This window comes from Thalassobacillus devorans (assembly GCF_011761345.1).
GTDB lineage: Bacteria > Bacillota > Bacilli > Bacillales > Halobacillaceae > Thalassobacillus > Thalassobacillus devorans.
Genome location: NZ_JAASRY010000002.1, coordinates 361,812 through 378,215 on the forward strand (window position 1 = coordinate 361,812; position 16,404 = coordinate 378,215).

Annotated in this window: 10 protein-coding genes; all 10 read left to right on the plus strand. The window is 41.8% G+C overall.

Annotated elements, in window-relative coordinates; genetic code table 11:
* Positions 1-80: 80 nt before the first annotated feature.
* The 10 genes from FHS45_RS08980 (at position 81) to FHS45_RS09025 (ending at position 16,403) form a co-directional block, all read left to right on the plus strand.
* Entirely contained in the window at positions 81-4,205 is a 4,125-nt protein-coding gene (locus FHS45_RS08980; protein ID WP_062441807.1) for a bacterial Ig-like domain-containing protein, read from the plus strand.
* Positions 4,206-5,002: 797 nt separating this feature from the next.
* A complete protein-coding gene (locus FHS45_RS08985; protein WP_062441803.1) occupies positions 5,003-6,352 on the plus strand; it encodes a hypothetical protein in 1,350 nt (449 codons plus the stop codon).
* A gap of 155 nt (positions 6,353-6,507) precedes the next feature.
* A complete protein-coding gene (locus tag FHS45_RS08990) occupies positions 6,508-8,133 on the plus strand; it encodes a cache domain-containing sensor histidine kinase (RefSeq protein ID WP_166761395.1) in 1,626 nt (541 codons plus the stop codon).
* A gap of 7 nt (positions 8,134-8,140) precedes the next feature.
* Entirely contained in the window at positions 8,141-9,703 is a 1,563-nt protein-coding gene (locus FHS45_RS08995; protein WP_062441797.1) for a response regulator, read from the plus strand.
* Between the two features lie 204 nt (positions 9,704-9,907).
* Entirely contained in the window at positions 9,908-11,221 is a 1,314-nt protein-coding gene (locus FHS45_RS09000; protein WP_062441794.1) for an ABC transporter substrate-binding protein, read from the plus strand.
* A 200-nt stretch (positions 11,222-11,421) separates the two neighbouring features.
* The gene (locus FHS45_RS09005; RefSeq protein ID WP_062447519.1) at positions 11,422-12,336 is read left to right on the plus strand and encodes a carbohydrate ABC transporter permease; all 915 of its coding nucleotides are present in this window, start codon (positions 11,422-11,424) and stop codon (positions 12,334-12,336) included.
* Positions 12,337-12,351: 15 nt separating this feature from the next.
* A complete protein-coding gene (locus FHS45_RS09010) occupies positions 12,352-13,191 on the plus strand; it encodes a carbohydrate ABC transporter permease (protein ID WP_062441791.1) in 840 nt (279 codons plus the stop codon).
* Positions 13,192-13,217: 26 nt separating this feature from the next.
* A complete protein-coding gene (locus FHS45_RS09015; protein WP_062441789.1) occupies positions 13,218-14,339 on the plus strand; it encodes a glycoside hydrolase family 88/105 protein in 1,122 nt (373 codons plus the stop codon).
* A 56-nt stretch (positions 14,340-14,395) separates the two neighbouring features.
* Entirely contained in the window at positions 14,396-15,688 is a 1,293-nt protein-coding gene (locus tag FHS45_RS09020) for a Gfo/Idh/MocA family protein (RefSeq protein WP_062441786.1), read from the plus strand.
* A 79-nt stretch (positions 15,689-15,767) separates the two neighbouring features.
* Positions 15,768-16,403, plus strand: a complete 636-nt coding sequence (locus FHS45_RS09025; RefSeq protein ID WP_062441783.1) for a YesL family protein — start codon at positions 15,768-15,770, stop codon at positions 16,401-16,403.
* Position 16,404: the final 1 nt, after the last annotated feature.

Consider the following 16,404-nt stretch of genomic DNA (forward strand, 5'->3'; position numbering starts at 1 on the left):
ACAATATATTTTTGTGAAGGGAGGGCTAAACGACACTTGTTCATTTTGATACTTAAAAAAGAAAATAAGGAGTTGAATCGATGAAAAACCGCTTCAAGAAAATACTTACAGTCATGTCCGTTTTTCTAATGGTATTTACCAGTATGAATTTGGCGGTATTTGCAGAAACAGGCGACACGGATTTATCCGGATGGGAGTTCGCTGCCTTTGGATCTAATACAGGCTCGGATAAGAACCCTCCTCCGACTATCCATGACGATGGATCTGTAACAATAGATGCTGCAGGAGGGAAGATAGCCAGCAGTGAAGAAGGACTATCCTATTACTTTACAAAGCTTCCAGCTGATGCGAATTTTGAAATTCATACCACAGCAAGCGCAGATGCCTACAGTCCGGACGGCCAGCGTTCATTTGGACTGATGCTGAAAGATGCCGTAGGGGAAGATGGAGACAGTGGCAAACATGCTGCCAATTACGTGGCGGTAGGCGCTTTGGATGATGCCATGAGAGGGTTTTACAGCCAGGGAGGGATTGAAAAGCTTGATGCTTTTTCTGAAAATGTCCCTCCGGCGACAGGGGAGACCTATGAGCTATCCATCAGGAAGTCCGGCGATACTTTTGTCGTGACGTCCAATGGAGAAAGCGAGGTATTTTCATTGGATGGGGCGTTTAGTGAAGATATTTATGTCGGCTTCTATGTAGCGCGTAACGGTACGGTTACTTTCAGTGATACGTCCCTTGATGTCGCTAATAAAGTCGTAAAGGAATTAAACGTGAATGCTCAGGACATGAAGACAGAATACCTTGTCGATGAGTCGCTTGACTTGTCCGGTTTGGAAGTTACTGCAATTTATGGGGATGGCAGTGAAGAAGTATTGGCAGAAGATGATTATATTGTCAACGGGTTCGATAGCAGTCAGGCCGGAACCAATACTGTTATGGTCAGTTATAACGGGGCGGAAACTCCTCTGGATCTTACTATCCGTGAACTGCAGCTGACAGGCATGGAGATTAAATACTACCCCGCTAAAACTGCTTATTACCCTAAAGACGAATTTGATCCGGAAGGCCTTGTGGTATTGGGTGACTATGATAACGGCTACCAGGTGATAGAACTGGATGAAGAGCAGTATTCGTTTGTAATTGATGGTGAAGAAGTGGAAGAGGATGGCTACCAATTTGATAATGCCGGGACATTTGAAGTCACTATTCAATCGATTGCCAACCCTGATATATCCACGTCCTTCGAGGTAAAAGTGGAAAATGCAGCGATGGAGAAGCTGGAAATTACTCAGCTACCAGCTAAGACCCAGTACTTCCTCGGGGATGAGCTGGACTTGGACGGCATCGTGGTGCAAGCTGAATACAGCGACGGATATTCCGAGCGATTGATGAAAGACCAATTCGAAGTAAGTGAACTGGATACCAATACTACTGGTGATAAAGAAGTGGCCGTATCGTATAAAGGCCAGGAAGCTACTTTTACGGTAAATGTCAAAGAAAAAGAGCTGCAAGGCATTCAGCTTGCTGAATATCCGAAAACTACCTATCAGGTAGGAGAAGACTTTGATTCCGCTGGAGTCGCCATTGCAAAAGTATATGATAATGGCGAGGAAGAATTATTGGATGAATCAGCATATGAACTAGATACCTCCAGTTTTGATGGTTCACAGGCGGGTGTCTATCCGGTCGAAGTCAACCCTAATGACGACTCGATTTCATCGATTACTTTTGATGTGACTGTACGAGAACATAGCGAGCCGGAATGGAAAACGATCCAATTCGGACAATCCTCTGGCAGTGATACGAACTACGTAGATTTTCTGGGTGACGGCAGCATCAACATTGTAGCTAAGCCAGCAGGAGCAGGAAAAATAACCGGTGACCATGATGGCATCACTTTCTATTACACCGAAATAGATGCAGAGCAAGATAACTTTGAATTGACTGCAGATATCAAAGTTAATGAATATGCCAAAACCCCGAATCATGATGGTCAGGAATCGTTTGGCATTATGGCGCGTGACGCTATCGGTACGAATGACGATGACAGTGTATTCGCTTCTAACATCGCTGCTGTCGGTGGTTTCAGCGGTGGCACACAAGAAAAGAACGGTACACAGCTATTTGTTCGTACAGGGGTGGAATCCTCTGATGGAGCGGGAAGTGAAGGCATACAAAAACAAATGCTGAAAGATGAAAAGCCTGAGACATCGAACACATACCCTGTCCAGGACTACCGACTTACGCTGTCAAAAACGAACAGCGGTTTTACTGCTCAATTGAATGATGGCCAAGAAGCGATTTTCTTCGAACCGGAAATTTTGAATGTCCAGGATTCAAAGATTTATGTCGGCTTCTATACGGCGCGTTTAGCTGATATTGAAGTAAGCAACATTGATTTCAATGTCTCTGCCCAAGCGACAGACGCACCAAGGGTGGAGCCCCCTGAAGAGCCTGTTGAACCTGGATTTGAAATTGTTTCCCGTGATAAATCGTCCGAAACTGATTATGAATTGCTATTGAAGTCGAATGTAGATGGTGTAGCAACGATCAAGCAGGGACAGGAAGTAATTGCCCAGGACCAACAAGTTTCAAAGGGAGAATTATCTGCTATAGCTGCTGATCTTCCGAAAAACGAAGATACGAACTTCAGCATCACTTTCTTACCGGATGATACTCAGTTTTTGACTTCCTACGACAAACAAGTCAAGAACTTCACAGTTTCCATGAAGACATTCAACGAAACAGGCGACATTCATGTAACGCCTGAAGGGACAAGTGGCGGGGATGGGTCAACTGAAAATCCGCTTGACCTTGATACCGCTGTAGAATATGTCTTACCTGGTCAAAAAATCATTCTTGCAGATGGCGATTATGTTCGTCATTCCAAATTGGAAATCGCCAAATACAATGATGGTACCGCAGATGCGATGAAGTACCTGGTTGCAGAAGAAGGAGCGACACCTGTCGTTGATTTCGATAAGCGATCGGAAGGGGTCGTCCTAAGTGGTGACTACTGGCATGTGAAGGGTATCGACTTTGCCCGCTCGGCAGGGAATACGAAAGGTTTCACTATCGGTGGCAGTCATAACATTGTAGAAGCAAGCAGGTTCTATGAAAATGGTGACACCGGGCTGCAGATCAGCCGGACGGATGGGGAAGCACCGAGGGAAGAATGGCCTTCCGATAACTTGATTTTGAATAGTGAATCGTTCGACAACCGTGACCCATCTGACAACAACGCGGATGGTTTTGCCGCCAAACTGACCTCAGGCGATAACAATGTCTTCCGCGGCTGTATCGCCCACCATAACATTGATGATGGCTGGGATTTGTATACGAAAGTCGGTACCGGTGCAATTGGCCCCGTTTTAATAGAAGACAGTATCGCCTATTCCAATGGTTACTTGACTGATGGCACAGAAGGTGATGGTGATAAGAACGGCTTTAAGCTTGGCGGGGAAGGCGTCCATGTCCCTCATACCATCAAGGACAGTCTAGCATTTGAAAATGGTGCAGTAGGCTTCAGCAGTAACAGTAACCCAGGTGTTATTGCTGAAAATAATACTTCCTTCAACAATGCAGGAGGTAACATCGATTTTTCCACTTACGCCAATATTGAAGAAGACTTCACCATCGACGGTTTCATCTCTTACCAAAAGGATTATGATGTCACAGACAGCTATCCAGAGGATGCTGTTTCAGCCGATAATTTCTTTTTTGATGGCACAGTAAGTAAGAATTCATCCGGAGTTGTTTTGACAGATGAAAACTTTGCCAGTCTGCAGCCGGAGCTGCCTTTTGATAGAGATGAAGAAGGCAATATCATTTTAGGTGATTTCCTGCAATTTCAGGTGAATGCGCAAGCTGACATTACTCCGCCAGTCATTAACAAGCATAAAGGACAGAACGAAACAGGAGGACCGAAAGCTGCCGTTTATATTAAATTGCAAGAAGGCTTTAACTTAAGAGATATCAAAATAGACTCTGTTCGTCTTAATGGCGAATTGGAACCACTTAAGAACCAGAAAAAGAATCCTGTTGTGGATTACGATGAAGATGGAGAATTGGAATTAAAAGTTCAATTCTCAAGAAATAAGCTCGCTTCCACATTAGAAACAGGCGAACAGGAAGTGTCAGTTACAGGTCAGTTGAATTCCGGACTGCCTTTTGAAACAACTGTAACAGTGACGGTGAAATAAATGAAAAAAGGAGAGGATCCCCCTCTCCTTCTTTTTAAATTAAGGCTCAGTTTAAAGTAGCTGTTGATTTTTCATAAACTTATTCAATTATATGGCCGAAAAGTCGAAGACTTGATATCGAGATATCTATGGTTCTTTACCATAAAAGTGTCAGGGGCGGCTGGGAAACTACTCGCTTTCCAGCTTCATCGCCTAGACACTCGCGCCATAAGCAGTCCATCAACGGGAAGAAAAATCACTTCCCTTTAGATGTTCTGCTTATGCGTGTCGTGTCTCCCAAGGCGATTACGCATTCATTTCTTTCCGCGGGGAAGACGGCAAGCTTCCTCGAGCTAAAAGCTCTGCGGGTTCTTGCCAGTCTATCCTTTCCCGCAGGAGTCTCAACCTTCCCCATCGCCCGTTACCATAAAAGTTCTCGAAATCACCTTTTGGGACAGGTCCATCATTAATGAAAAAAGACGATTTGCCCTTTATAGTTGCCCTAAGATAAAGGTTTTAGTTATACACCTTTTGAAGGGTACGTTTATTACAATTTTGGCTGGATGGGCAGGGAAACGGGGAGACTCCCGCGGGAGAAGGGGCTAGGCAAGATCCCGCAAGGCTTTAGCCCGAGGAAGCTTGCCAGGTCCCCCGCAGGAAAGCGAGTCGTTTCCCAGACCATCCCATTACTATTATGGTAACGGGCCCTACTATCTTGAAACTGAGTCTTCTAGTAAAGGGAGCGTATCTTTAAATTCGATATTAAGATTGAACCTAAGTAATAAACATAAAAAAGTTAAGGGAAAGAAGTGGTCTTTTTGAATAATCGCGATGGAGAATTGAAATATCGTCAGCTGATAGGATTTTTTATTCCTTTAGGTTTTTCTGCCAGCCTGACGGCTATTACCCATGTCATTATTAATGGCACGCTGAGCAGAGGAGAGAATGCGGCTTTCATCATTGCAAGCTATGCGGTGGCATTCGCTCTGTTCGGGATTATCGAAAGGCCGATTATAGTGTTCAGACAGACAAGTTCTGCCCTTGTTAAAGATAAGCAATCATTTAGGAAACTGAGTATCTTCATGTTTTTCGTTATAGGTATTATTTTTGTTTTCAGTATGCTGATGGTATTCAGCCCGATTGGAAGCTGGGTTTATGTGAATTTATTCAATGCTGATGAAAATATGGTAAACACGATATCAAGCACTTTCTTCGTCATTGCTTTCGTCATTATTTTTTCTGGTATTCGCGGTATTTATCAGGGTGTCATCATTAATCAGTTAGAAACAAAGTGGCTTACCATCATGGTGATTATTCGTTTGCTTGTCATGTTCCTTGTGGCTTTTTTGTTTGTTGCCTTTGATTATGTGACAGCTATTACGGGTTCCGTTTTATTTTTGACCGGAATGCTGATTGAATGCCTGATCAGTGTCTGGAAAGGTCAACGTATCATCAACCATACATTTGTTAATCAGGTTTCTATATTGAGAAAGAAAGAGATTATCAACTTTTATTTCCCCCTGGTCTTTTATTTTGTGCTTCAAACGATTCTTGTTCCGATCATTTATGTGTTTCTATCCAAAACAAATAATATTGAAATAGGAATCGCTTCCTTCGCTCTCGCATTTAGTATTACCCAAATGTTACTGAGTTTCTTTATGTATACTCATCAATTAGTCTTGCAGCTTTATAACAAGGACAAACAGAAAGTAATTAATTTCATCGTCATTGTAAGTATCATTCCTACTTTATTGCTTGTATTGCTAAGTTTCACACCGGCAGGTATATGGTTTATGACTGTAGTAATGGGGGCTGAGGAAGAATTGGCAGTACCGACACTTAGTGTCTTGAAATTTTTTATCATCAAGACACTTGTTTTTCCGTGGGTAGACTTCTTAAATGGGTTTCTAATGCTTAACCGTAAAACAAAAAAGATGCTGGTGGCACAAATGGTAAATCTGATAACAGCTATTGGTGGTGTCTTTCTGCTTGTAAAGTACTTCCCTGGCTGGAATGGTATCAACGGTTCGATCGCTGTTTCACTTGGGGAACTGGCTGGATTGGTTTTAATAGTTACTCTCATTATCAATATGAATAAAAAACAGCAGTCTGCACAAACGGAAGTCTATCATACTAAAAAGAAGGAGGCAGGTGGAGCTTCCCAATAACAGGAATTCTAGCTTCACCTGTCATGTGTTATAATACAAAACAAAAAAGTAGTTGATATTTCATGAATATAAAGCCTTTTTATAGCAATTTTAAAATAAAAGATAAAATATTTTCCATTTCTTTGTTAATTTTGTTTATTTTTGGGTTGGTGGGTATGATTACCTATCATTTTTTCACGTCTCTTTATGAAGACAGAATATATGAAGAATCAGCAGAAATGCTTCAATTGTCATCATCTGTACTGGATCAGGAAATGAATAAAATAGAAAATATGTCGTTCCAGATTGCCACAGACTCTATCATCCAGAATTATTTATATACGATCAATCGCAATGAATCCAGTTTTGAAGTCTATCAGGCAAAAACAAAGCTGCTTCAGCGATTGCTTGGTTATGTTTCTTCTTACAGGTATATCGCTTCCATGCAAGTGATTGATCGGTATGGGGGGAAATATACGACAGGTTATAACACAGAAATTGAGAATGATACCGAAAAGATAAAAAAATTACTGGCGGATACGAAAGGAACCAATATTTGGACAAGTTTAGAGGGGGAGAATGTAATATCCGCTGCGAGGTTGATTCGAAGAAAAGCAAATCTGGATTTAGGTGAATTAGGAACCCTTGTCATAACGATTGATATGGAAGAATTCATCAATCGGACGTTGAACTTTTCTTCTAATAAAAATTTTATTATTACCAGTGAAGATGAAATCTATTATCAGACCAACGAAGGGGAAGTAGATTTGCCAGATCTTTCAGAAGGCGTAAATGAAAACGGTTACATGAACTTTTCATTGAATGGAGAAGATTACCTTCTGACTTTCAACCATTCGAATTTTTCGCAGCTGACCTACTATCATTTGCTGCCATTCACAGATATCACCAAACAGTCGCAGGCAATCAAATTATTTATGATCCTGGCATTTCTTTTCTTGATTATTTTGACGGTGCTTCTAAGCCGAAGGGCTTCCAATAATATTTCTAAGCCGTTGGAACAGCTTTCCAAACGGATGAAAAGTGTAGAACAGGGAAACTTTGAAGATTCTGTTCCTACCGTTTATTACAATGACGAAATCGGGCAGCTTCATGAGAATTTCCGTTTGATGCTCAACAAAATTAATGAGTTGATCAAGGAAAATTATACGAAGCAGCTGGTCATCAAGGAAACAGAATATAAAGCACTGCAAGCACAGATCAACCCCCATTTCCTATATAACACGCTGGAGTCAGTCAACTGGTTAGCCAAAATAAATAAGCAGGAAAAAATATCAGTGATGGTGGAAGCACTAGGAAGTATGATGCGTAACATACTCAGTAAAAAAGCACCGATGATCACGATTGAGGAAGAACTTGAGATTGTGAACAGTTATATCACGATTCAACAGTATCGTTATGATAAGCGGCTGAAGTTCTCCCTGACTGTTGAAGACGATTTAAAGAAGAGTAAAATTCCGAAGCTATCCATCCAGCCAATAGTAGAAAATGCGATCCAGCATGGACTGGAAGAAATGGTAGGCGAATGCAGCATACATGTATCGATAATGGCACATGAAGACGATATTCAGATAACGGTCCAGGATAACGGCCCAGGGATTGAAGAAAGTAAACTGGAAGGAATTTACAAAGGACAGATAAGATCCAAAAGCTCGGGAATCGGGTTGAGCAACATCAATGAGAGAATTAAACTGATGTTTGGCCAGCAATATGGGTTAACGATTAAGAGTCGCGTAGGTGAAGGGACGACAATTTACATTCTATTACCAATAATGACGGAGTGAGAGAAGTATGTATAAAGTTTTGCTGGTAGATGATGAGATAAATATATTAGAAGGTATTGCATCGATAGTAGATTGGAGTGGGTGTGGGACACAATTGGTTCATAAGGCCTCCAATGGGCAGATGGCATTCGAAATGATAGAGGCAGATCCGCCTGATATTGTCGTGACTGATATAAAAATGCCAGGCTTGAACGGTGTCCAGCTGATTCAAAAAGTTCATCAGCTTTATCCTGACATCAAGTTCATTGTACTGTCAGGATATGATGAATTCGAGTTTGCCAAAACAGTCATGGTATGCAATGTCAGGCATTATCTTTTAAAGCCCAGTAATGAGAAGAAAATTGAAAGCGCATTAAAGGATGTGGTCTTTGACCTGGATGATAAGAAAGATAAAGAGACCTTCCTGGAAAATATGCGCAGCCACCTGCAATCCATCATGCCAAAGGCTAAAGAGCAATTCCTGAAAGATTATATAACTAATAAAAAATACGATGTTCAAGATTGGGAATATTATAGCCGCCTGTTCGAAATTGATACGACTTGTCAGGAATTTCGTTTGCTTGTACTCGCTATTGATGAACGAAGTGATTATGAGCATCAGCTGACATTAAAAGAAATGGTTACAGAAAAACTGGCGGAAAACCACTTTATACCTTTAGAAACTACAATCGGTGATAAAATTATTATTTTAGCTGAGGTCAGTTCTTTTGCTGACTTAAATGCTGAGTTGAAAGAAGTACAGCAAACATTTGAGGATTTCTTTAAAATTACATTCACCGCTGCCATCAGCAATCCTGGAAGCATTAGTAAACTGCGTGAATTGTATAATGAGACGCTCAACTGTCTTACACAGCGGTTTTATATTTCCGGAGGGAGCATTATAACAGTCCAGGATTTCATCCAAAATAAAAGCAATTTTGAGGAAATGCAATATGACCACGAGAATCTTATTTTTGCAATCCGAAGTGGAAATGACGATGAGGTCCAGCAATATCTTGACGATTTTTTTCGTGAAGTCAGAGAAAAGAAATATGACGCCAATCTCGTGAAATCCCATTGTCTGGAATTATTTCTGGCGATCATCCGGCAGGCGAAAGATGAAGAAATGGATGATTATTTTCAGGAAATCATCTTCTTCCAGCAGCAGGAATCATTAAGGGAATTAAGAAAGTTCATTGAAAGGGCAGCCAAAGAGATTGCCTCTCAGTACTTTGAACGAACGAAGCAGACACACCATAATATCGTGGAGCGTGTCATCGAATATGTGGAACAAAACCTTGAAGATGAGGAATTATCCCTTTCCAGTATCGCTGCTGATATTTTATATATGAATCCTGATTACCTCGGGAAGTTGTTCAAAAAACAGAAAGGCGAGCGTTTCTCTAATTTTTTGACAAGCTTAAGAATCAAAAAAGCGATCCAGTTAATCGAAGAATCTGACCATGTTAAGGTCTTTGAAGTGGCAGAAAAAGTTGGTTTTGGGAATAACCCCCGCTATTTTGGTCAGGTTTTCAAAAAACAAACAGGTATGACACCGTCAGACTATAAGGACAAGCAAACTGACAAATAGCTTGTAGAAATTATTTCTGCAGGCTATTTATTTTGTATCTATATGAGAGCTTTCCTATAGATGCTTTGTCGAATTTCTGAGGTATGTCTGTTTTTTATACATTAATGTCTGAAAATTTTATTTATTAAAAAATTTCAAAGGTTTATGCTTATAACAAGAAATCGAAAGCGCTTTCAAATTTCAAGGGGAGGGAGATTAAAACAAATGAAAAAGAAGAGTTTATGGTTAGCATTTTTACTGTCTATCGGTTTGATACTTATTCTGGGAGCATGCTCCGGAGATAGCGAAGAAGCATCCGGGGAAAGTGACAACAAGAAAGAAGAAGATGGGGTGACCACGCTCCGTATGACATGGTGGGGGTCACAAAGCCGACACGATCAGACGCAGGAAATTATCAAGAAATTCGAAGAGGAAAATCCTGATATCAAAATCGAACCGGAATTCACAGGTTTCGATGGTTATTTTGAAAAGATGGCAGCATCTGCAGCAGGGAATAACCTGCCGGATATCATGCAGCAGAACTTCGGTGAATATCTGAACCAATATGCTGACAAAGAATTGCTTGCTGATCTTACACCGTTTGTGGAAGATGGAACGATTGATGTTGAAGGCGTAAGCGACACGGTAATGGAATCGGGTGTCAAAGATGGTAAGATCCTTGGTATTCCGACTGGAACCAATGCACTAACTGCTTTCTATAACAAGGACATGCTTAGTGAAGCAGGGATTGAAGACCTTGACGGAGAGTGGACATGGGAAGATTATGAAGAAATTTCTACAAAGATTCACGAAGCGACAGGTACTTTCGGTGCCCGCCTGATGGAGCCGAAGAACTTGTTTGAGTACTATTTAAGAGAGCAAGGCTACAAATTGTTCAACGAAGATGGTACAGATTTAGGTTATGAAGATGATCAATTGCTAGTAGATTATTTTACCCGAAATAAAGAGCTGGTTGAAGCCGAGGTTGCTCCTGGATACGACACCATTCAAACAATCAAAGGTGTAGAAGATGAGCTAATCGTCCGAGGAGAAGCGGCTTTCGACTTCAGATGGTCCAACCAGGCTACAGCGCTTGACAGTGCTGCTGGTGATAAGCAAATTGAAATGACTCTTCTGCCGGGTGAGAATAACGACACTGGCATGTACCTGAAACCTGCAATGCTATGGTCTGTCAGTGAAAATTCCGAACATAAAGAAGAAGCAGCTCGATTCATCGATTTCTTTACAAACAACATTGAAGTGTACAAGATTGCCGGGTCTGACCGTGGTGTACCAATCAAAGAGGAAATCCGGAATGAACTATCATCCGAGTTGAATGATACCGACAAAAAAGTCTATGAATATATCGAATTGGTGACAGAAAATAGCTCCCCAATCGATTCCAACTTCCCTCCTCAAGCAACAGAAGTACTTGCTGCGCTTGAAGAAGTAGACGAAATGGTCATTTACGGACAACTCACTCCTGAAGAAGGAGCAGAAATGTTCAGGGAAAAAGCCACCAGCATCCTAGGTCGATAAAACAAAACTCCATCGAAAATGGTTCTGAACCTAGTTGCTCAGAACCATTTTCTTTTAAAAAGTGAGTTGGACTTCCAAAGACTTAAGGCAAAATAATTTTACAGAAAGAGATGAGAGCTATGCTACCTGAAAAAGAAGTGAAACAAACTGTCCCACTGGAATCCTCACAATCAAAGGATAAAGGTAAAAAGCCGGTCAGGATGTTTCAGCCTCAGAAAAAAAAGCCGAAAGTGAAGTCAGATAACCAGAATTTCACTGGCTACATGTTCATTTCTCCTTTTTTGATCGGCCTTTTCGCATTGACGTTATTCCCGATTTTGTATTCTCTCTATTTATCCTTCACCGATTATGATTTGATGGGAACTCCAAACTGGATAGGGATGGACAACTATGTACGAATGTTTACGAATGATCCTACTTTCTGGACCTCCATGAAAGTCACCTTTTTCTATGCAGGTGTCGCAGTGCCGTTCCGCTTAGTCTTTGCATTGCTGGTAGCCCTGGCACTGAATAAAATTGTGGAAATGGCTGGGTTGTACAGGACATTATTATACCTGCCGTCTGTAGTAGGCGGAAGTATTGCAATCGCCATCATGTGGAGACAGTTATTCGGTAACGAAGGTGCAATCAACTCAATTCTTGCTGGGTTAGGACTGCCCACACATCCATGGCTTGGGGACCCGGATACAGCAATATGGACATTGATCATTCTTTACGGCTGGCAGTTCGGTTCGTCGATGCTGATTTTCCTGGCAGGATTGCGTAATATTCCTAAAACGTATTACGAAGCATCAAGTGTGGATGGGGCAAGCCCTCTACGCCAGTTTTTCATTATCACTCTTCCACTGCTGACTCCTGTCATTTTGTTCAATACCATCATGCAGGTCATTCAAGGTTTTATGGCGTTCACACCAAGTTTCGTCGTAACGAATGGCGGACCAGTCAACAGCACTTTGTTGTACGTTCTATATATGTACGAGCGTGCATTTGAATACTTTGATATGGGTTATGCTTCTGCGATGGCCTGGGTAATGCTGATCATTATCGCTATTTTCACCGCGCTCATATTTAAAAGTTCAGAACACTGGGTCCACTACGAGGGAGACAGCAAATAGAAAGGAGAGTTTCTCATGAAGAACAAAGCACTGAAAAAAACGATCCAGCATGTTTTGATGATTACATTTGCCCTTATTATGATCTATCCACTCGTATGGATGGTCAGCAGTTCACTGAAGGAAAGTTCAAGTGTCTTCGTTGATGCTCACTCACTTATCCCGAAAGAGTTCCATTTTGATAACTATGTGGCCGGATGGAAAGGATTCGGTGGCATTACGTTTGGTACGTTTTTCTGGAATTCAACCATCATCTCGGTACTGGCTACTGTCGGCAGTATTATTTCTTCCACGGTTATCGCCTACGGGTTCGCCAGAATTAAGTTTGCTGGTAAAAAAATCTGGTTCGTCAGCATGATGCTGACAATGATGCTACCATTCGAAATGGTCATGATTCCGCAATATATTATGTTCAACACCTTTGGCTGGCTTGATACGTATCTACCGTTGATATTGCCGACATTTTTCGGGATTCCATTCTTCATATTCCTAATCATGCAGTTCATTAAAACCATCCCGAAGGAACTGGATGAAGCGGCCAAAATTGATGGATGTAATAACTTCCAAATTTTTTACCGAATCATTGTACCGTTAGTAGTACCGGCTATGATGACTTCCGCGATCTTTTCGTTCTATTGGAGATGGGATGATTTTATGGGACCGCTCATTTATCTATCGACCCCGGAAAAGTATCCTGTTTCGCTTGCACTAAAATTATTCTCTGATCCTAACTCTGTAACGAACTGGGGAGCGATGTTTGCGATGTCGACACTCAGTATTCTGCCGATATTCATCATCTTCTTCTTTTTCCAGCGTTACATTGTAGACGGGATCAGCTCGAGTGGTTTGAAAGGCTAAATTTTTTATAGAGAAGGGGAATTGGTATGGTTTCTACTAATAAAGAATTAACAGAACAATTGACTACTCCTTTGGAATGGGGAAAAGCTGCCTGTGATTCGCTGATGGCTGCTTATGATGCTTCGGAGCTTCCACCGGATGGCAGATGGCATTATCACCAGGGGGTATTCCTCGAAAGTATGCGCCAGCTGAAAGAGGTGATCGGCGGCAATGAAGAGTACGAGCAGTATATCAAAGCTTATGTAGATCATAACATCGATGAAAATGGCAATTTCTTATGGAACCGAAAGGAACTGGATGCTATCCAGGCAGGCCTCCTATTATTCGAGCTTGATCGTACAACGGATGACAAACGTTATAAAATTGCTGCCACGAAACTGAAGAACATGTTTCCTACCTTGAACAGAACTTCTGATGGAGGGTTCTGGCATAAGGATCGCTATCCCTATCAAATGTGGCTTGACGGCTTATACATGGGTGGAGTATTCGCCATGAATTATGCGAAAGCCTACGATGAAAGTGAATTGCTAGATATGGTTCTGGAGCAGGAACGTCTAATGAGGAAACATACACTTGATAAAAATACCGGCCTATATCACCATGCCTGGGATGAGAGTAAAAAGCAGCCATGGGCAGATCCGGAAACAGGCAAGTCTCCAGAATTCTGGGGTAGAGCGATCGGCTGGTATGGCATTACTTATAATGAAATTCTGGATTTCCTTCCTGACGGTCATAGTTTGGAAGAAGAACTTGCAGGAGCACTCCGTGACCTGGCTGCCAGCCTTGTGAAGTACCAGGATTCTGAAACAGGTTTATGGTATCAGGTTGTTGACCGACTCGATGAAAAGGATAACTGGATTGAAACTTCCTGTTCCGCTTTGTTCATTTACACGATCGCCCGGGGAATTCGCGGTGGATATGTAGATGAAAGCTATAAGGAACATGCCATTAAAGGGTACCGCGGATTGCTTGAGCGGATGGAATTTGATGAAAATGGCTTGTTCACCATGCCGGAAATATGTATTGGGACAGGTGTAGGCGATTATGAACACTATATTAATCGTCCGAAAACTGCAAACGACCTTCATGGTGTCGGGTCTTTTGTATTGGCAAGCATCGAAATGCAGCATTTATTACCTGAGCTTTAAGAGGAAGGCGAGTCGACTGGTTGACTTAGATAAAAAAATATATTGGAGATGTCATGATGAGAAAATTTGCGGTATGTGGTGTCAGTAAGCGTGCGATTGATATGTTTATTCAGCCGATGATAACGACTTTCTCATCGACGAGCAAACTCGTCGGCTTATTAGACACAGACCCTAAACGATTCGTTGTATGCAAATCAAAGTTTCCCGAAACGGAAAACGTTCCTGAGTATGGGGAACGGGATTTTGAAAAAATGATTGTGGAAAACAAACCGGATGTCATCATTGTTGCCAGCCGGGATGATACTCATATCGAATATATATTGAAAGCATTGGAATACGATTTAGATGTCATTTCAGAAAAACCAATGACTACAACTGCTGCAGACAGCAGGCGGGTAATGGAAGCGGAAGTCAAAAGCAAGGGTAAGGTCACTGTTACTTTCAACTATCGATACAGTCCGCATCATATGCGTATTAAAGAGCTGATCAACGAAGGGAAAGTAGGAAGAGTTACTTCTGTAGACCTGAATTGGTATATCGATACGTACCATGGTTCGAGTTATTTTCAGCGATGGAATCGAAAAAGGGAATTTTCCGGAGGACTTTCCATTCATAAAAGCTCCCACCATTTTGATCTGGTTAATTGGTGGCTGGATCAAAAACCAGAGGAAGTATTTGCTTTTGGAGCACTAAATTATTATGGTCCGGAGAGTGAGCACAACCCTTTACGTGAGGATGGACGACATTGCAAGACATGCGATGTCAAACATGACTGTTCCTACTATACACGCTGGAATTCCCGGAGCAATAGTGCCATTGTCAGAGATGACCATATTGATTCCGATGAAGCCAGAAAAGATGGATACACCAACTATCGTCCAGACCAATGTGTCTTTGATTCCGACATTGAAATCGAAGATACCTATACGGCGACCGTGAAATATGATAAAGGGGCATTGCTCAGCTATTCCATTAATTTTTCCTTACCGTATGAAGGATATCGTCTGGCGATCAATGGCACGAAAGGACGAATTGAAACAACGGAATTTCATGCACCATCCCGGGTTCCTTTCACTGTTCCTGAACAAACGATTGAATATTTTCCGCTGTTCGGATCCAAAGAAACGATTCATGTAGTTCAGCAGGAAGGTGGACACGGTGGTGGTGATCCTGTCATCCAGGAGGATCTGTTCATGGGGGAAGACCCACGGCGGAAATATAAGGTGCTGTCTGGAAGTGAGGATGGGGCTTATGCTGTCACAACTGGTGAAGCGGTTTGGAAATCAGCCAAAGAAAATCGTTCCGTAAGAATCGAAGATTTAATTAACCAGCACACGGCCAGCAACTGAACAAGCAGGTAAAGAACATGAGGAAACGGGCCGTTTTCGAAAACAGATGGAATGGGGCCTGGCATAGGAGGTTTTCAACATGGATATGGGACGTTTATTGAATGGTGTATTGGTATTCTGCAAATGGATCACACATTTCGCCGTCCTTAATTTATTATGGATCGGGTGTACGTTTCTTGGAGGTATCATCTTCGGTATAGCACCAAGCACAGCAGCGATGTATGCCGTCAGCAGAAAAGCTTCACTGAGAGGAGAAGACATACCAGTCGTAAAAACTTTTTGGAGAACCTATCGCAAAGAGTTCCTTCGCTCAAACGCTCTGGCATTCACTTTGATTGTCATCGGCTTGGTATGGTACTTTGACTTACATTTTTTCCGGCAGTTCGAAGGCGGTATATATACGGTGCTGACCTATCTGATGATGCTGTTCGGCCTGACATACATCATCCTGTTGATGTATATCCTCCCTGTGTTCGTTCATTATGATTTGAAGCTGTTCCAATATATCAAGCAGGCATTATTGATTGCATTCTTACATCCTGCTAATCTTATAGTAATGCTGATCGGGAGTCTATCAACCTATTATTTCTTCATTTCGTTTCCTGGTTTTATTCCCATTTTCGGCTTTACAATTTTTGCACACTTGAATATGTGGCTGGCATTCAAATGCTTTGAAAATGTTGAAAATGTAAAACTCGAAACCAGTACGGCTTAAA